Annotated in this window: 13 protein-coding genes; 9 read left to right on the forward strand and 4 right to left on the reverse strand. The window is 62.3% G+C overall.

All coding sequences use genetic code 11. The features are described 5' to 3' along the window. Positions 1-165: 165 nt before the first annotated feature. Positions 166-849: a DNA-3-methyladenine glycosylase I gene (locus tag CO660_RS29605; protein ID WP_097601618.1), complete on the reverse strand. Its 684-nt coding sequence runs from the start codon at positions 847-849 to the stop codon at positions 166-168. Between the two features lie 241 nt (positions 850-1,090). Between CO660_RS29605 and CO660_RS29610 the strand changes: the two genes are divergently transcribed. From CO660_RS29610 to CO660_RS29625, 4 genes are all read left to right on the forward strand, one after another. Then, a complete protein-coding gene (locus tag CO660_RS29610; protein WP_097601605.1) occupies positions 1,091-2,887 on the forward strand; it encodes an acyl-CoA dehydrogenase C-terminal domain-containing protein in 1,797 nt (598 codons plus the stop codon). 173 nt (positions 2,888-3,060) lie between these two features. Then, complete coding sequence (locus tag CO660_RS29615; RefSeq protein WP_097601606.1) at positions 3,061-4,269, forward strand: acetyl-CoA C-acetyltransferase; 1,209 nt, start codon at positions 3,061-3,063, stop codon at positions 4,267-4,269. A gap of 67 nt (positions 4,270-4,336) precedes the next feature. Continuing rightward, the gene (locus tag CO660_RS29620) at positions 4,337-6,553 is read left to right on the forward strand and encodes a 3-hydroxyacyl-CoA dehydrogenase NAD-binding domain-containing protein (RefSeq protein ID WP_097601607.1); all 2,217 of its coding nucleotides are present in this window, start codon (positions 4,337-4,339) and stop codon (positions 6,551-6,553) included. A 300-nt stretch (positions 6,554-6,853) separates the two neighbouring features. Continuing rightward, positions 6,854-7,063 (forward strand): cold-shock protein, encoded by a 210-nt coding sequence (locus CO660_RS29625; RefSeq protein ID WP_011423929.1) that lies wholly within the window; start codon positions 6,854-6,856, stop codon positions 7,061-7,063. A 142-nt stretch (positions 7,064-7,205) separates the two neighbouring features. Here the strand turns inward: CO660_RS29625 and CO660_RS29630 are convergent, their stop codons facing one another. Beyond that, positions 7,206-7,706 carry a MarR family winged helix-turn-helix transcriptional regulator gene (locus CO660_RS29630; RefSeq protein WP_097601608.1) on the reverse strand — a complete coding sequence of 167 codons (501 nt, stop codon included), beginning with the start codon at positions 7,704-7,706 and terminating at the stop codon, positions 7,206-7,208. A gap of 57 nt (positions 7,707-7,763) precedes the next feature. Here CO660_RS29630 and CO660_RS29635 point away from each other — a divergent pair, with 57 nt between their 5' ends. Together CO660_RS29635 and CO660_RS29640 are read left to right on the forward strand one after the other, a co-directional pair. Further along, on the forward strand, positions 7,764-8,168 hold the full coding sequence (locus CO660_RS29635) for a GFA family protein (RefSeq protein ID WP_097601609.1): 405 nt from the start codon (positions 7,764-7,766) through the stop codon (positions 8,166-8,168). Positions 8,169-8,286: 118 nt separating this feature from the next. Further along, positions 8,287-8,730, forward strand: coding sequence for a nuclear transport factor 2 family protein (locus CO660_RS29640; RefSeq protein WP_097601610.1), 444 nt, complete (start codon positions 8,287-8,289; stop codon positions 8,728-8,730). Positions 8,731-8,745: 15 nt separating this feature from the next. On the opposite strand, the gene CO660_RS29645 is transcribed toward CO660_RS29640, so the two are convergent. After that, on the reverse strand, positions 8,746-9,948 hold the full coding sequence (locus CO660_RS29645; protein ID WP_097601611.1) for an MFS transporter: 1,203 nt from the start codon (positions 9,946-9,948) through the stop codon (positions 8,746-8,748). A 136-nt stretch (positions 9,949-10,084) separates the two neighbouring features. Between CO660_RS29645 and CO660_RS29650 the strand changes: the two genes are divergently transcribed. Continuing rightward, the gene (locus CO660_RS29650; protein WP_097601612.1) at positions 10,085-10,642 is read left to right on the forward strand and encodes a TetR/AcrR family transcriptional regulator; all 558 of its coding nucleotides are present in this window, start codon (positions 10,085-10,087) and stop codon (positions 10,640-10,642) included. 9 nt (positions 10,643-10,651) lie between these two features. Here the strand turns inward: CO660_RS29650 and CO660_RS29655 are convergent, their stop codons facing one another. Further along, a complete protein-coding gene (locus CO660_RS29655; protein WP_097601613.1) occupies positions 10,652-14,155 on the reverse strand; it encodes a hybrid sensor histidine kinase/response regulator in 3,504 nt (1,167 codons plus the stop codon). Positions 14,156-14,376: 221 nt separating this feature from the next. On the opposite strand from CO660_RS29655, the gene mscL reads away from it, so the two are divergent. Both mscL and CO660_RS29665 read left to right on the forward strand, forming a co-directional pair. Beyond that, positions 14,377-14,814 carry a large conductance mechanosensitive channel protein MscL gene (gene mscL / locus CO660_RS29660; RefSeq protein ID WP_097601614.1) on the forward strand — a complete coding sequence of 146 codons (438 nt, stop codon included), beginning with the start codon at positions 14,377-14,379 and terminating at the stop codon, positions 14,812-14,814. A 123-nt stretch (positions 14,815-14,937) separates the two neighbouring features. Next, positions 14,938-16,104, forward strand: a complete 1,167-nt coding sequence (locus tag CO660_RS29665) for a pyridoxal phosphate-dependent aminotransferase (RefSeq protein ID WP_097601615.1) — start codon at positions 14,938-14,940, stop codon at positions 16,102-16,104. The last annotated feature ends 125 nt before the right edge of the window (positions 16,105-16,229 follow it).

Genomic DNA, 16,229 nt, shown 5'->3' on the forward strand with positions numbered 1-16,229 from the left:
AAAGGAATGCGGATCACTACGGCTCAATCCGCACCTTTCACGAAACGTGGTAAACAAGCCGTTAAGATAGATGAGAATTTTTTAACGTTTGCAGCCGAAAGGCTTCTTTAGGCGGCAATTGCCGTTAAATTCGCCGGATCGGATAGACATCTTCAGGCCGGAATTTCAGTGCGCGGCATCGATCGAATAGGCGCTGATGCGCGAGAGGTGGATGAAGGAAAGGCCGGTCTCGGCGGCCCAATCGTTGAAGGCCTGCTGGATCAGCTGCTGGTCCTTCTTCGTCGTGCCGGAGGAGGAGAGCGGCACGCCGGCCGATCTCAGGCAGGCGAGCACGTCGAGCGTGGCGACGAAGCTGTCGCGGCCGATGCCGCGCAGGAAATACTGGGCGGTCATGCCGCCGAGCCGGCTGCCGCGTTTGCTCATCAGCTCGAGGAGGCCGATCTGGTCCTCCCGCGGCCAGTCGGCGAAGAAGGCGCCGACGCTGCCATGTTCGCTCGCCAGCTCTCTGACGAAGGCGGCATTGGCGCGAACCGACATGATCTTCGCGCCGTTGCGGATGATCCGCTCGTCCGATGTCAGCTCATGCCAGTAATTGTCGGGCGCGATATTCAGCGCCGCCGGATCGAAGCCGGAAAACGCCGCCTCGAAGCCCGGCCATTTCGCATCGATCACCTTCTGCACGAAGCCGCTGTAGAAGATGCGGCGGGTCATGTCGGCCAGGATGCGGTCGTCCGGCATGGCGCGCAGCCGGTTGTGATCCGGCTGGTGCTTCTCGAGCATTGCCTGCAGCGCGGCCGCACCGCCTTTTCGCTCTTCCGCACGCTGCCTTATCGCCTCGAAACTGATCATGCCGGCCCACCTGATGCATAGTGAAAGACGCTTGCGCTTATACGCCATTCCCGAATGGACAAGGAAGATGAGATGGCGTCTCCTGCCTCCGCATCCACGGCTTGCGGATTCGCCCTCTCGAATTTTTTCACGGAAAGGCGATCGAGAGGAAGAGTTTGACGTTTACGCAAACGTCAATGTTTTGTAAGACGATGACCAGGGCCGGCGCGATCCGGTTATCCGAATGGGAGGAAATTGAGAGATGCCAGTCTACAAGGCCCCGGTGAACGATACGCTATTCGTTTTGAACGACGTGCTGGGCCTCGAACGCTACAACAATCTTCCCGGATTTGCCGATGCGACGCCCGATATGATCGAGGCGATCCTCGGCGAGGCGGCCAAGGTGGCCGAAGAAGTTCTTTTTCCGGTCAATTATTCCGGCGACCAGGAAGGCTGCAGACGTCAGGACGACGCCAGTGTCTCGACGCCGAAGGGCTTCAAGGAAGCCTATAATGCCTATCGCGAAGGCGGCTGGATCGGCCTTGCCGTGCCGGAAGAATTCGGCGGCCAGGGGCTTCCCTATACGCTGCATGCCGCCGTCGGCGAATATACCTCCGCCGCCAACATGTCGCTGATGATGTATCCGGGCCTGACGCAGGGTGCGATCGCCGCGATCCTCGTCCATGGCACGCAGGAGCAGAAGGAAACCTATCTGCCGAAGATGGTCGACGGTTCCTGGTCGGGGACGATGAACCTGACCGAGCCGCATTGCGGCACCGATCTCGGCATGCTGCGCACCCGGGCGGTGCCGCAGGCGGACGGCAGCTACAAAATTTCAGGCCAGAAGATCTTCATCTCTGCCGGCGAGCACGATCTGACCGACAACATAGTCCATCTGGTTCTGGCTCGCATCGAGGGGGCCCCCGAGGGCACCAAGGGCATCTCGCTCTTCATCGTCCCGAAATACCTGGTCGGCAAGGACGGCGCTCTTGGCGACCGCAATGCCGTGTCCTGCGGTGCGATCGAGCACAAGATGGGCATCCACGGCAACGCCACCTGCGTCATGAATTACGACGAGGCGACCGGCTTCCTGATTGGCGCCGAAAACCGCGGCCTCAATGCCATGTTCGTGATGATGAACGAGGCGCGCCTGATGGTCGGCCTGCAGGGCATCGCCATTTCCGAAATCGCCTATCAGAATGCCGCGAATTATGCCCGCGACCGCATCCAGGGCCGCTCGCTCTCCGGCGTCAAGGCGCCGGATAAGAAGGCCGATCCGATCATCGTCCATCCCGATATCCGCCGGACTCTGATGACCATTCGCGCCTTCAACGAGGCCGGCCGCGCCTTTTTGCTCTGGACCGCGCTGAAGTCCGATATCGCCCACCGCGCCACCGACGAGAAGGAGCGCCAGACCGCTGACGACATTCTCGGCCTCGTCACCCCGATCCTCAAGGGTGTGATGACCGACAGGGGCTTCGACCACGCCGTCATGGCCCAGCAGGTCTTCGGCGGCCACGGCTATATCGAAGAGCACGGCATGAGCCAGTATGTGCGCGATGCCCGCATCGCCATGATCTACGAAGGCGCCAACGGCATTCAGGCGCTCGATCTCGTCGGGCGCAAGCTCGCGCTCAACGGCGGCCGCGCCGCCATGGCGCTGTTCAAGGAAATCGGCGATTTCTGCGAGGAGAACCGCAGCGACGAAAAGCTCTCCTTCTTCACCAAGCATCTGAAGAAGGGCTTGAACGACGTCCAGGCCGCGACCATGTGGTTCATGCAGAACGCCATGGCCAAGCCCGACAATGCCGGCGCCGGTTCGACCGATTACATGCATCTCTTCGGTCTCGTCGTTCTCGGCTATATGTGGGCGAAGATGGCGAAGGCCGCCGAGGACGGCCTTGCCTCGGGCGATGCCGCCCGCGAGGATTACCTGAAGAACAAGTTGACCACGGCGAAATTCTTCATGGAGCGGATCATGCCGGAAACCGCCCTTCGCAAGACCCGCATCGAAGCCGGCGCCGACACGATGATGGCGCTGGCCGCGGAAGCGTTTTGAGCCGGTTCTCCCTCCCCTTGTGGGGAGGGTTGGAGGTGAGAAAGCGGTCGGCGCAGCCGACGAAACGATCCGGTGAATCGTTTCGAGCGCCGAACGCCCTGAGCTTAAAACGAAGGGCTATTTGGTCTTCGCAGAATTCAAAGGCGCGTCTGCGCCATCAGGGAGACGAGACAATGACCGAGGTTTTCATTTACGATCACGTCCGCACGCCGCGCGGCCGCGGCAAGAAGGACGGCGCCCTGCATGAGGTGCCTTCCGTCCGCCTCGCCGCCAAGACGCTGGAAGCGATCCGCGACCGCAACGGGCTCGACACGACAACCGTCGACGACATCATCATGGGCTGCGTCGACCCGGTCATGGATGCCGGCGCCGTCATCCCCAAGGCTGCCGCCTTCGAAGCCGGTTATTCCACCCGTGCGCCCGGCATGCAGATCTCTCGCTTCTGCGCCTCCGGCCTCGATGCCGTCAATTTCGCCGCCGGCAAGATCGCCCAGGGCGCCGACGATATCGTCATCGCAGGCGGTGTGGAAAGCATGTCGCGCGTCGGCCTGGGCATGTCGGGCGGCGCCTGGTTCATGGATCCGTCGGTGAATTTCCCGGCCTATTTTATGCCGCAGGGCGTCTCGGCCGATCTCATCGCCACCAAATACGGCTTCAGCAGAACCGATGTCGATGCCTACGCCATCGAGAGCCAGAAGCGCGCCGCCCATGCTTGGCAGCAGGGCTGGTTCGACAAGTCGGTGATCCCGGTCAAGGATCAGAATGGCCTGACGATCCTGGATAAGGACGAGCACATGCGCCCCGGCACCGATATGCAGGCGCTTGCCTCTCTCAACCCCTCCTTCCAGATGCCCGGCGAGATGGGCGGCTTCGAAGCCGTCGGCATCCAGGCCCATCCCGAGATCGAGCGGATCAACTACGTCCACCATGCCGGCAATTCCTCCGGCATCGTCGATGGCGCCGCTGCGGTGCTCCTGGGATCGAAGGCTGGCGGTGAGAGCATGGGGCTGAAGCCGCGTGGCCGCATCAAGGCTTTCGCCAATATTGGCTCCGATCCGGCGCTGATGTTGACCGGCCCCGTCGACGTGACCGAAAAGCTGTTGAAGCGGACCGGCATGAGCTTGTCGGACATCGACCTCTTTGAGCTGAACGAGGCCTTCGCCGCCGTGGTGCTGCGCTACATGCAGGCCTTCGACATCGATCACGACAGCATCAACGTCAATGGCGGTGCCATCGCCATGGGCCATCCGCTCGGCGCCACCGGCGCGATGATCCTCGGAACCGTGCTGGACGAGCTGGAGCGCCGCGACCTCAACACCGCGCTGGTGACGCTCTGCATCGGCGCCGGCATGGGCACGGCAACGGTCATCGAACGCGTTTGATGGGATCGCGACCCTCTCCACAAGGGGAGGGCTTCACCGCAAGAGAATTCAGGGAGAGGAATTCCCAATGAGCAGCTACACCAATTTCACGCTCGAAACCGACGCCGACGGCATCACTCTCGTCACCTGGGACATGCCCGGCAAATCGATGAATGTCTTCACCGCCGAGGTGATGGAGGAGCTCAACGCCATCATCGACGCGACGACCGCTGACGTCGCCGTCAAGGGCGTCGTATTCACCTCAGGCAAATCCTCCTTCTCCGGCGGCGCTGATCTTTCGATGATCAAGTCGATGTTCAGCTCCTACCAGGAGGAGAAAGCCAAGAGCCCGGAGACGGCGGCGCAGACGCTGTTTGGTCTGGTCGGACGCATGAGCGGCCTGTTCCGCAAGCTCGAAACCTCCGGCAAGCCCTGGGTGTCGGCGATCAACGGCACCTGCATGGGCGGCGCCTTCGAACTGTCGCTTGCCTGCCACGGCCGCGTCGCTTCCAATGCCAAGAACGTCAAGATCGCGCTGCCCGAGGTCAAGGTCGGGATCTTCCCCGGCGCCGGCGGCACCCAGCGCGTGCCGCGCCTCGCCAATGCCCAGGATGCGCTGCAGATGATGACGACAGGCCAGTCGTTGAGCGGTTCGCGCGCCAAGGCGATGAACCTCGTGCACCAGGTGGTCGAGCCGGATCAGCTGATCCCCGCCGCCAAGCAGATGATCAGGGATGGCCTGAAGCCGGTCGCCCCGTGGGACGAGAAAGGCTTCAAGCTGCCGGGCGGCGGCATCTGGACGCCGGCTTCCGCGCAGCTCTGGCCGGCCGCGCCGGCGATCCTGCGCCGCGAGACGTCGGGCAATTATCCGGCAGCGCTTGCCATCCTGAAATGCGTCTATGAAGGCCTGCAGGTGCCGTTCGACACCGGTCTGAAGATTGAGCAACGTTATTTCACGGAGGTGCTGCAGACCCGGGAAGCTTTCTCGATGATCCGCTCTTTGTTCATCTCCATGCAGGAGCTCGGCAAGGGCGCACGCCGCCCGGCCGGTATCCCGAAGACGGAGCTGAAACATGTCGGCGTCGTCGGCGCCGGCTTCATGGGCGCCTCGCTCGCCTATGTCACCGCCGCCGCCGGCATTCCGGTGACCCTGATCGACCGCGATGTGGAAGCGGCCGCCAAGGGCAAGGCCGTCTCCGAAGGGCTCGTTAAAGATTCGATCGGTAAGGGAAGGCTGACGCAGGACGAAGCGGCAGCCCTTCTTTCCCGCATCTCGCCGTCGGCCGATTATGCCGATCTCGCCAGTGCCGACCTCGTCATCGAGGCCGTGTTCGAGGATCGCGAAGTCAAGAAGGCGGTTATCGAGGCGGTCGAAGCAGTGCTGCCCGAGCGCGCGATCTTCGCCTCCAATACCTCGACGCTGCCGATCACGGGCCTTGCGAAGAATTCGAAACGCCCCGCCAATTTCATCGGCATTCACTTCTTCTCGCCGGTCGAAAAGATGATGCTGACCGAGCTGATCCTCGGAGGCGAAACCGGCGACAAGGCGCTCGCCGTCGCACTCGATTATGTCGCGGCGATCAAGAAGACGCCGATCGTCGTCAACGACACCCGCGGCTTCTTCGTCAATCGCTGTGTGCTGCGCTACATGTCGGAAAGCTACGACATGCTGATCGAGGGCGTGCCGCCCGCCATGATCGAAAATGCCGCCAAGATGGCCGGCATGCCGGTGGGACCGCTGGCTTTGAACGACGAGGTGGCGATCGACCTTTCGCTGAAGATCCTCAAGGCGACGGTCGCCGATCTCGGCGAAAGGGCTGTCGATCCCAGGCACATGGAGCTGATCTCCCGCATGGTCGAAAAGGAAGGACGCTTCGGCCGCAAGAATTCCAAGGGCTTCTATGACTATCCGCCGAAACCGGCGAAGAAGTCGCTCTGGCCGGAGCTGAAGAGCTTCTATCCGCAGAAAAGCCCGGACGAGGTCGACGTCGCCATCCTCAAGCAACGTTTCCTCGTCACCATCGCGCTCGAAGCCGCCCGGACGGTAGAGGAAGGCATCGTCACTGATCCGCGCGAAGCCGATGTCGGCTCGATCCTCGGCTTTGGCTTCGCGCCCTACACCGGCGGGGCGCTGAGCTATATCGATGGGATGGGCGCAAAGGCATTCGTGGAACTGGCAGAAAAGTTAGCGTCAGCTTACGGAGAGCATTTCAAGCCGACGCCGCTGTTGAAGGATATGGCCGCCAAGGGTGAGACATTTTATGGGCGGTTCGATCCCTATGCAGGAGCGAAGGCGGCGGCGTAATCTGTTTTTGCTATCGTTTCCGCCAAACGTAGCCACCCTCTGCCGGGCAGGGCAGAGGGATGCCAGGTCATGGCGCAAAAGAATCCCGCGCTTTCTCCAGTTCGCCGAATTCCTCTTTTCCTTGCCGACGCCTTGCCGCGGACACAATTTCCGATTACACCCGTGCACATCGATCTTGCTAGATGAACTTTGAAACGGCGCTTGCGTCGTTCCTGGCGACCTTCCTCCAAAATCGGTTTTCATCGCCGTTCGGTAGTTCCGGGCTGCAATCTTCTATGAGCGATTCGAAAGGATATCGTCATGAACACAGGTACCGTAAAGTGGTTCAACGCAACCAAGGGCTTCGGCTTCATTCAGCCGGATGACGGCGCTGCCGACGTTTTCGTCCACATCTCGGCCGTTGAACGCGCCGGCATGCGTGACCTCAAGGATGGCCAGAAGCTGTCCTACGATCTCGTCCGCGACAACAAGTCCGGCAAGATGTCGGCAGACCGCCTCCAGGCGGCCTGAGCCTCCGAGGCTTGAATATCATCTCCGGATCGTGACCACGGATGTACTGGCACGGTTCGTCGAGATGGCAGGGAAGGTCGGGTTAGCCCGGCCTTTTTTCGTTTTCAGTCCACGGCGGGCGCATCACCGCGGGGCGAATTGCTCAGCTGCCGGACGCCTCGTCCACCTCCATCGCCTCCATTGCCCGCGCCATGACAGCCCGCGCCACATCGAGCTCGGCTGAGGTAAACGCGGCGCCGAGCTTGTTTGCCCATCCGGCCTGCGCCACCTCGATCGCCCCGAGCCGTGCCGCCCCGTCCGCCGTCAGTCGCACCAGCTTGGCGCGCTGATGCTGCGGGTTGTCGGCATAGGCGATCAGCCCTTCGCTCTCCAGCACGTCGGCCAGCCGCTGAACGCCCTGACGAGCGAGGCCGAGCGCGCGGGCGATCTGCGCCACCGACAGGTCGCCGCGCCTTGCCGCGGCGAGCACCTGCCAGCGCGCACTGGTCTGTCCTGCAGGCTTCGCCAACCGGTCGCCGGCCGCCGTCAGGTGAGCGGCCAGACGCAGGGCCATGATCGCGAAAGCGGAAAAGGCATCCCCTTCCACCGTTCGCTCCGGCCGATTCTGTTTGACAACATGTTGTCTATTCTGTATCTCATTCATAATGACAAGACATTGTCATATTGACATGCTGAAAGCAACGCCGATGGGGAGATCGCCATGAAGAAGACTTACAAGGGAAGCTGCCATTGTGGCAAAGTGCACTACGAGGTGGATATCGACCTCGAAGCCGGCACCGGCCGCTGCAATTGCTCGATCTGTGCCAAGCGGCGCTATTGGGGCGCCAACGTCAAGCCCGAGGATTTCCGGCTGATGTCCGACCCGGCGGAGACATCCGATTACCAGTTCAACACGATGAGCGGCCATCACCGCTTCTGCCGCACCTGCGGGGTGCCGGCCTATGGCGACGGTTATGTCGAGGCGATCGGCGGCGCCTATGTCTCAATCAACATCGCCTGCCTGGATAATATTACGCCGGAGGAACTGGCGGGGCTGCCGGTTCGTTACGCCGATGGCAGGCACGATGCCTGGTGGAACGAGCCCGCAGTGACGAGTTATCTCTGAAGTAATTCCGGTAGAACGCAGCGATCTTGCGTCCGAAATTGCCGAGAGTGAAATGCATCATTGTCGGATCGTTCTCCTGCCGCTCGTCCTCTGTCCATAGCGGAAAAGGAGAACGGCCGTGAAAGACGAAGCAATTGTTAGGCACGAGGAAGAGGCGGTCATCGCCATGCTGATGATGCGGGCCAAGGCGCTGGGGGAAAAGAACGCCGAGGAGGCGCTTTCCTACGAGGCCGAAGATTCCGTGGAATTTTCCCTGGCGCCGCCGCTGGTCATCAAGGGCAAGGACAAGGCAGGCCTGCAGGCCTGGTTCGACACCTGGGAAGGCCCGATTGGCGGCGAGGTGCGCGATGCCAAACTGACGGTCGGCGAGGGTGTCGCTTTCTGGAGTGGCCTCACGCGGATGACCGGGACGAAGACCGATGGCACCGAAGTCGATCTCTGGTTCCGTCAGACCCTCGGCCTCGTCAAGCGGGATGGCCGCTGGCTGGTCGCCCACCAGCACGCCTCGGTGCCTTTCGCCATGGATGGCAGCGGCCGGGCACTGCTGGATCTCCAGCCGTGAACACTCCCTCCGGAATTAGGCCGCATTCTCCGCAGTCTTTCCTCGGGCGGCGCGAAGGGCCACTATGCCGACGCCCAGCAACAGCAGGACCGCCGTCGCATAAATGTCCGTCGTCACTTGATAGCCGGCGGATTTCGCCAGGAAGCCTGCCAATATCGCCGGCAGGCTGAAGGCGAGGTAGCTCTGCACGTAGAAGGCCGACAGCAGTCCGGCCCGCTCGTCCGCTTTGGCGAGCGGCATGATGGTGCCGAGCGAGCCCAGGAAATTGGTGCCGAAACCGGCGCCGGTAAGAATAGTGCCGATCAACAGCAGCGGCACATTGGCGAGATGCACGCCGGCGACGACCGTCAGGATGCCGAGCGTCTTTGCCGACACGCCGAAGCCGAGATTGGCCGTGGCCGTCCTGCCGCGCCTGAGATAGACGGCGATCGCGCCGCTCGCCGTCAAAGCGGCGACGACTGCTCCGCCCGCCAGCGGTGCGGCGCTGCCGGTCGTGGTAGCGACTAGGGAGGGGACCAGCGAAAGGTAGAAACCGCCGACCGTCCAATTGGCGATATTGATTGGCGTCACCAGCGAGAGCGGCCGCCTCGCCTGCGGCGGAATGGAAACGCGCGGGACCAGCGAGCCGAAAACGCCGGGGCGCGTGCCGCCGCTCTCGGGGATCAGCCAGATGGCGGCCGCCTGCAACGCGAAGGCGACGAGCAGCAGCGCATAGACGAGATGCATCGGGAAGGGGCCGTACTGAATCAGGGCGCTGGTTCCGACCGCACCCAGCGCCATGCCGGAAAGCGGCGCGATCGAATTGACGATCTGTCCCTTCGCCCGGTCGACATCGACAAGGGCTGCTCCGAGCGAGGCGCCGGCGATGCCGGTGGCAATGCCCTGGACGATCCGCGCCGCGATAAGCCAGCCGGGGCCGCTGGCGACGACGAATAGGATCATGGCGACGATTTCGAGCAGCAGGGCGGAAAAGATCACCGGCCTGCGGCCGAGATGATCCGAGATCGAGCCGGTTATCAGCAGCGCCGCCAAGAGCGCGAAGGCATAGACGGCGAAAATAACGGTGATCAGCACCGGCGAGATCGCGAAATTCTCCTGATAGATCCGGTAGAGCGGCGTCGGCACGGAGGAGGCGCCGAAGAAGGTGGCGAGTGTCAGCGCATGGAAACCGATCGAGGGGCGCGGCGCATTCTCTGTGGATTTGGCTGCGGCGAACATATATAAACCCCTTAAAGCTAACCTGTTGCGTTAGCTCGATGTAGGGTGGATGCGCCGCAAAGGCAAATTATTTGCGTTTATGCTCCTGTCAAAGATTTTGAACCATCGATGTCAGGATGAAGGTCGGGTTGCAGGCATGGCAGTGAAAGAGAATCTCCGTCCGGGCGGCAGAAGCGCCCGGGTCCAGGCGTCGGTGCACAAGGCGGCACGCGATCTGTTGGCCGAGATGAACCGCGCCGAGGTGACGATCCCGCTGATCGCCGCCAGGGCAGGCGTGACGCCGTCGACCATCTATCGCCGCTGGGGCGACCTGCAGGAGCTTCTCGCCGATGTCGCCGTCGAGCGGCTGCGGCCCGATATGCAGCCGGTCGACGCCGGCAGCGGCACGGCCGATCTTCAGGCCTGGGCCGAGCAATATGCCGATGAAATGTCCTCCGGGCCGGGCCGCGAGATGATCCGCGACGTGTTGGCGGCGCAGGCCGGCGCCAACGCCAGCAAATGCTGCGAATATACGCGACAGCAGATCATCGTCATCGCCGACAGGGCAAAGGCGCGGGGCGAAACCTTCCCGGACGTCGATCTTGTGATGGATCAGGTTGTGGCGCCGATCATGTACCGCATCCTGTTTGGCGAGGTGCCGGATACTGCGCGTGTACGCGATCTCGTCTCTCGCGTCATCAGCCCGGCCGGCTGAGCTTGCCGGCTATTCCGCAGCCGCGCGTTTGAGGCCGGATATCTGGGTGATATAGGCGCGCAGCGCCGCCGGCCGTACCGGTTTGTGCTGAACGGCGATATCGTGCCGTTCCGCCTCGCTGCGCACTTCAGGCGTGCGGTCGGCAGTAACAAGCAAGGCGGGGATGTCGATGCCGAACTGCCGGCGCAGATGCAGTATTGCGGCAAGGCCGGTGCCGTCGTCGAGATGATAATCGGCGATGGCAAGATCCGGCGGCCCGTGCCGGCCGTCCATGGCGATCACGTCGGCAAGGCAATCAAGCGCCGTCACCTCGCAACCCCAGCCGCTGAGCAGCAGCCGCATGCCTTCGAGGATATTCGGCTCGTTGTCGATGCAGAGGATTTTCAGTCCCTTGAGCGGCTGCCCCGGGCGGTCGGCGAGGGCGACGGCTACCGCAGCCTCGGCCGGGCGTGAGACGTCGAGCGGCATGGAGATGCGAAATTCAGTGCCCCTGCCATGCGTCGAGAGCAGCTCGACCGGATGGTTGAGCACGCGGGCGATGCGGTCGACGATCGAAAGGCCGAGCCCGAGGCCGGAGGCAGTCTTGGCGCCTTCATCCAGCCGCGCGAATTCCTTGAACACGGTGCGAAATTTCGATGGCGGAATACCGATGCCGGAATCGATCACCTGAATGATCACCTGGTTCCCGCGCCGCCGCGCCCCGACCAGCACCTTGCCGGTGATCGTGTATTTTATGGCGTTGGAAACGAGGTTCTGCACCAGGCGGCGCAGGAGGTTCGGGTCTGAGCGGACCCTGAGCGATGTCGGCATGACCACCAGCTTCAGCTGTTTCTCACGGGCGATCGGCGCAAAATCGGTCTCGATTCGCTCCAGGAGGTCGGAAAGCGCGACCGAAGCGAGCCGCGGCCGCATGGCGCCGGTATCGAGCCTGGAGATGTCGAGCACCGCGCCTAGGATGGTTTCGACCGATTCCAGTGCCGAATCGATATTGCGCACGATCGGGCTGTTGTCGGATTGCGCCATGCGCTCGACCAGCGCCGAGGAATAGAGCCGGGCGGCGTTGAGCGGCTGCAGAATGTCGTGGCCGGCGGCGGCGAAGAAGCGGGTCTTGCCGATATTCGCCTCGTCGGCGGCCGCCCGCGCCTCGGCAAGTTCGCGGTTGACGCGGGTGAGTTCCGCCGTCCGTTCGGCGACGCGCTGCTCCAGCGTTTCATTCGCCTGCTTCAATGCCTGGTCGGCGCTGACGCGCTGGGTGATATCGGTGAAGGTGGCGACGATGCCCTTATCGGGCATGGCGTTGGAGCGCACCTCGATGATCCGCTCGCCGCCGCCGAGCACCAGCGCGAAGGGTTTGTCGAGCGTCAGGAAATGCCGCACCGTCTGGTTGAGATCGCCGGGCGCGATGTCCCCGCGCTGGCTGAGTGTGGTAACGATCTCCGACAGGGGAAAGCCGACCTGGCCGGCACTCTCGGGCAGCTCAAGCAGTTGCCGGAAGCGTCGGTTCCAGATCGTCAGCCGGTTGGAACTGTCGAAGACGGCAATGCCCTGATCCATCTGCGACAGCGCCGTCTGCAGCATGTCCTGGTTATATTGCAGCGCTTCGCTTGCCTGGTCGAGCAGCCATGCGGTGTCGGACGAGGCGTCCTCGATCTTCTGCAGAATCAGCGATAGCACCAGCCTTGCCGAGGACGAGCCGATGGCGCTGCCGAGCAACTGTTCGCTGAAATGGATCAGCGCCATATCGGCCTGCTGTTCGTCCTCCAGCTTGCGGCCGGAACTTTGCTCATAGGTCGTGAACGAGCGCTGCATGCGCTCTTCGCCGAGATAACGCGAGATCGCCGCCTTGAGATCGCCGACGCTGATGCGGGTCTTCCAGCCGCGTGTCGCAAACTGCGATCGCGAATGCCGCTTGACGAAGATGCCGGCCTGGATGCGCTCCAGCGGTCGGGCATTGCGGGTGAGCGAGCCGACGATGAAGAAGGCCGTGTTGACGAGCAGGCTCATGACCGTCGCATTGACCAGCGGGTCGGCGTCGGGCGCGGTAAACAGCGTCGCGCCCGGAAAAATGAAGCCGAGCACGGCGCTCGCCACATAGGAATAGTCGGGACCGCCGAGCGACGGCAGGAACAACAGATAGACCCAAATGGTGAAGCCGGAGGTCAGGCCGAGGATGGCGCCGCGCGCATTTGCCCGCCGCCAGATCAGCCCACCGAACAGCGCAGGCGCAATCTGCGCGATCGCCGCAAAGGACAGCAAGCCGATCGAGGCGAGCCCGGCGGTGCTGTCGGTCGAGCGGTAATAGGCATAGCCGAACAGCAGCACGGCGAAGATGGCGCTGCGGCGGATGTTGAGCAGCGTCTTGGCGAAATCGTCGCGCTGGCCGGCGCGGCCGGCAAGTTTGCGCCGAAGGAAGATCGGCATGATGATGTCGTTCGACACCATGATCGACAGCGCCACAGAATCGACGATGACCATTGCCGTTGCGGCGGAGAAGCCGCCGATGAAGGTGATGAGCGAAACCACCGGCATCTGGCCGGCAAGCGGCAGCGACAGCATGTAGAAGTCGGCATTGCCAGTGCCGCCGAAGGTCAGGAGGCCCCCGATCGCCACCGGGAGCACGAAGAGATTGATGGCGACGAGGTAGCTGGGAAACAGGAAGCCCGCGAGTTTCAGCTGCTTTGCCGTTCGGTTTTCGACGACGGTGACGTGGAATTGCCGCGGCAGCATGATGATCGCGAAGGCCGACAGCACGATCAGCGTGATCCAGCGGCTGATCGGCGTATGATAGCTAAGCGCCGACATGACTAGGTCGTTCTCGACGGTTTTGCTCCAGAGGTCCGCCGGGCCATCGAAGAGAAACCAGATGACGCAGACGCCGGCTGTCAGGAAGGCGACGAGCTTGACGACCGATTCCATCGAGACGGCGAGGATGAGGCCGTCCTGATGTTCCGTCGCATCCGTATGCCGCGTGCCGAACATGATGGCGAAGCAGGCAAGCACCAGGGTGGCTATGAGCGGCAGGTCGAGGAAATAGAGATTACCGCTGCCGATGCCGTAGTCGGACGGATTGACCATCGCGCTGACGGTGCTCGAGATCGCTTTCAGCTGCAAGGCTATATAGGGAATGGTGCCGATCAGCGAGATCAGCGCCACGATCGTCGCGACCGTCGGATTCTTGCCGTAACGCGCAGCAACGAAATCGGCGACGGAGGTGAGCTTCTCCGCCTTGGCAAGCTCGATGATGCGGCGAAGCAGCGGCATGCCGAGCGTGAAGACGAGGATGGGGCCGATATAGATGCCGGCAAATTCCAGGCCGCGTTGGGCGGCAAGCCCGACACTGCCGAAATAGGTCCAGGAGGTGCAATAGATCGCAAGGCTGAGCGCATAGACGACGGGCCATCCGCCTTCGAGCGCGCCCGGACCGCGGTTCTTTCGGTCGCCGTAGCTTGCCACGGCGAAAAGCAGGAGCAGATAGCCGAAGGCAGACGCGAATATGACCCAGCCTGGAAGCATTAGTCCTCCGCCGGCGAAAAGCCGCCGGCACCTCCCGCAACGAAGTCAGCTTAAGGCATTTCAGGTGCCTTGAAAATTCCCGTCCATCTACACCTTAAGTCAAAGGCCAGGTGGCGACTTCACCAGATAATTGCGATTTGCAATTGATTAATTGCAACGAAAATGTAGCTAATCGAAACAACGGCATATCTCTGAAATGGGATCGAAGGGAGACGGATCCGATGCTCAATGAGTTCAAGGCCTTTATCGCCCGCGGCAATGTCATGGATCTTGCGGTCGGCGTCATCATCGGCGGTGCCTTCGGCGGCATCGTCAAATCGCTGGTCGACGACCTTATCATGCCGATCGTCGGCGCCATTTTCGGCGGCTTCGATTTTTCCAATTATTTCCTGCCGCTCTCGTCGGCCGTCAACGCGCCGACACTTGCCGCCGCCCGCGCCCAAGGGGCGGTCTTCGCCTATGGCAGCTTCCTCACCGTTCTCATCAACTTCCTGATCCTTGCCTGGATTATCTTCCTGATGGTCAAGGCAGTGAACTATCTGCGCCAGCAGGTCGAGCGTCAGGAAAAGCAGCAGCCGGAACAATTGCCGCCGCCGCCGGCCGACGTCCAGCTGCTGACCGAGATCCGCGATCTGCTGGCCAAACGCCCGGCCGTCTGATCGGTGGTCTTCGGCCCGCTGTCGGGCGGGCCGCCATTCATCACGAAAATCGATATGCCATCACTTGTTATCATGGGATTTGCCGGCGCAAATCCGCTATGAAGGCGGAAACCGGAGATATGCATGTCGATCGTGGAAAGCCTCAGCCCGCGCGCCATAGCGGCGCCCGAAAGCGGGATCGTCGAAGTCGTCAATTATGCTCGCGGCCGCGAAGGCTTGTTGCCGCTCTGGGTCGGTGAAGGCGATCTGCCGACCCCCGACTTCATCAGCAGGGCGGCGATGGAAGCGCTTGCATCAGGCGAGACCTTCTATACCTGGCAGCGCGGCATTCCGGAGCTTCGCCGGGCGCTGTCGGATTATTACCACAGGCATTTCGCCGTCTGCCTTCCGGCCGAGCATTTCTATGTCACCGGCTCCGGCATGCAGGCGATCCAGATCTGCGTGCAGGCGCTGACTTCGCCTGGCGACGAATTCGTTTATCTCACCCCCGCCTGGCCGAATATTGCCGCAGCCCTCGAAATAGCAGGTGCCCGCTCCGTCGGCGTCCCGCTGCAGTTCGAAGGCGGCAAATGGACGGTCGATCTCGGGCGTGTCGAAGCCGCCATCACATCCGGGACCAGAGGCATCTTCATCAACACCCCTTCCAACCCGACGGGTTGGACCGCGACGAAGAAAGATCTCGGCGATATCCTGGCGCTCGCCCGCAAGCATGATCTCTGGATCATGGCGGATGAAATCTACGCGCGCTATTACTTCGCCGGCGGCCGTGCCGCCTCGTTCCTCGACGTGATGGAGCCGGACGACAAGATCGTCTTCGTCAATTCCTTCTCGAAAAACTGGTCGATGACGGGTTGGCGCGTCGGCTGGATCGTGGCACCCCCCGAAATGGGCCAGGTGCTCGAAAATCTCATCCAGTATTCGACCTCAGGCGTGGCGCAGTTCATGCAGAAGGGCGCCGTCGCAGCCCTTGATCAAGGCGATGATTTCGTCGCCGCCAACATCGCCAAGGCGGCGCGGTCGCGCGATACCCTCTGCGATGCGCTGATTGCCACCAATCGCGTCGAGACGCTGAAGCCCGACGGCGCGATCTATGCGTTCCTGAAGATCGACGGCGTTGCCGACAGCCGCAGCGCCGCCATCGATATCGTCGACAAGACAGGCGTCGGCCTTGCTCCCGGGGCTGCCTTCGGCGCCGGCGGCGAACTCTTCCTGCGTGCCTGTTTCCTGCGCGACCCCGCCCAGGTGGCGATCGCGGCCGAGCGGCTCTGCGACTATATCCTCAAGCGCTGACGGCGATCGGCCTGCGGTGAAAAGAGAGTCCGTAGGAGATCGCCGAGGCTGCCCCTCATCCGCCTGCCGGCACCTTCTTGGATAAGAAAAATGTAGGATATTGATGCTTGCCGGGCGGGTGGCCG

The sequence above is a fragment of the Rhizobium sp. L9 genome, from assembly GCF_002531885.1.
Lineage (GTDB): Bacteria > Pseudomonadota > Alphaproteobacteria > Rhizobiales > Rhizobiaceae > Rhizobium.

Coding starts and splice junctions, on each gene's coding strand:
- CO660_RS29605 (WP_097601618.1), bottom strand. CDS start 849: ATGATCAGTTTCGAGGCGATAAGGCAGCGTGCGGAAGAGCGAAAAGGC.
- CO660_RS29610 (WP_097601605.1), top strand. CDS start 1,091: ATGCCAGTCTACAAGGCCCCGGTGAACGATACGCTATTCGTTTTGAAC.
- CO660_RS29615 (WP_097601606.1), top strand. CDS start 3,061: ATGACCGAGGTTTTCATTTACGATCACGTCCGCACGCCGCGCGGCCGC.
- CO660_RS29620 (WP_097601607.1), top strand. CDS start 4,337: ATGAGCAGCTACACCAATTTCACGCTCGAAACCGACGCCGACGGCATC.
- CO660_RS29625 (WP_011423929.1), top strand. CDS start 6,854: ATGAACACAGGTACCGTAAAGTGGTTCAACGCAACCAAGGGCTTCGGC.
- CO660_RS29630 (WP_097601608.1), bottom strand. CDS start 7,706: ATGAATGAGATACAGAATAGACAACATGTTGTCAAACAGAATCGGCCG.
- CO660_RS29635 (WP_097601609.1), top strand. CDS start 7,764: ATGAAGAAGACTTACAAGGGAAGCTGCCATTGTGGCAAAGTGCACTAC.
- CO660_RS29645 (WP_097601611.1), bottom strand. CDS start 9,948: ATGTTCGCCGCAGCCAAATCCACAGAGAATGCGCCGCGCCCCTCGATC.
- CO660_RS29650 (WP_097601612.1), top strand. CDS start 10,085: ATGGCAGTGAAAGAGAATCTCCGTCCGGGCGGCAGAAGCGCCCGGGTC.
- CO660_RS29655 (WP_097601613.1), bottom strand. CDS start 14,155: ATGCTTCCAGGCTGGGTCATATTCGCGTCTGCCTTCGGCTATCTGCTC.
- mscL (WP_097601614.1), top strand. CDS start 14,377: ATGCTCAATGAGTTCAAGGCCTTTATCGCCCGCGGCAATGTCATGGAT.
- CO660_RS29665 (WP_097601615.1), top strand. CDS start 14,938: ATGTCGATCGTGGAAAGCCTCAGCCCGCGCGCCATAGCGGCGCCCGAA.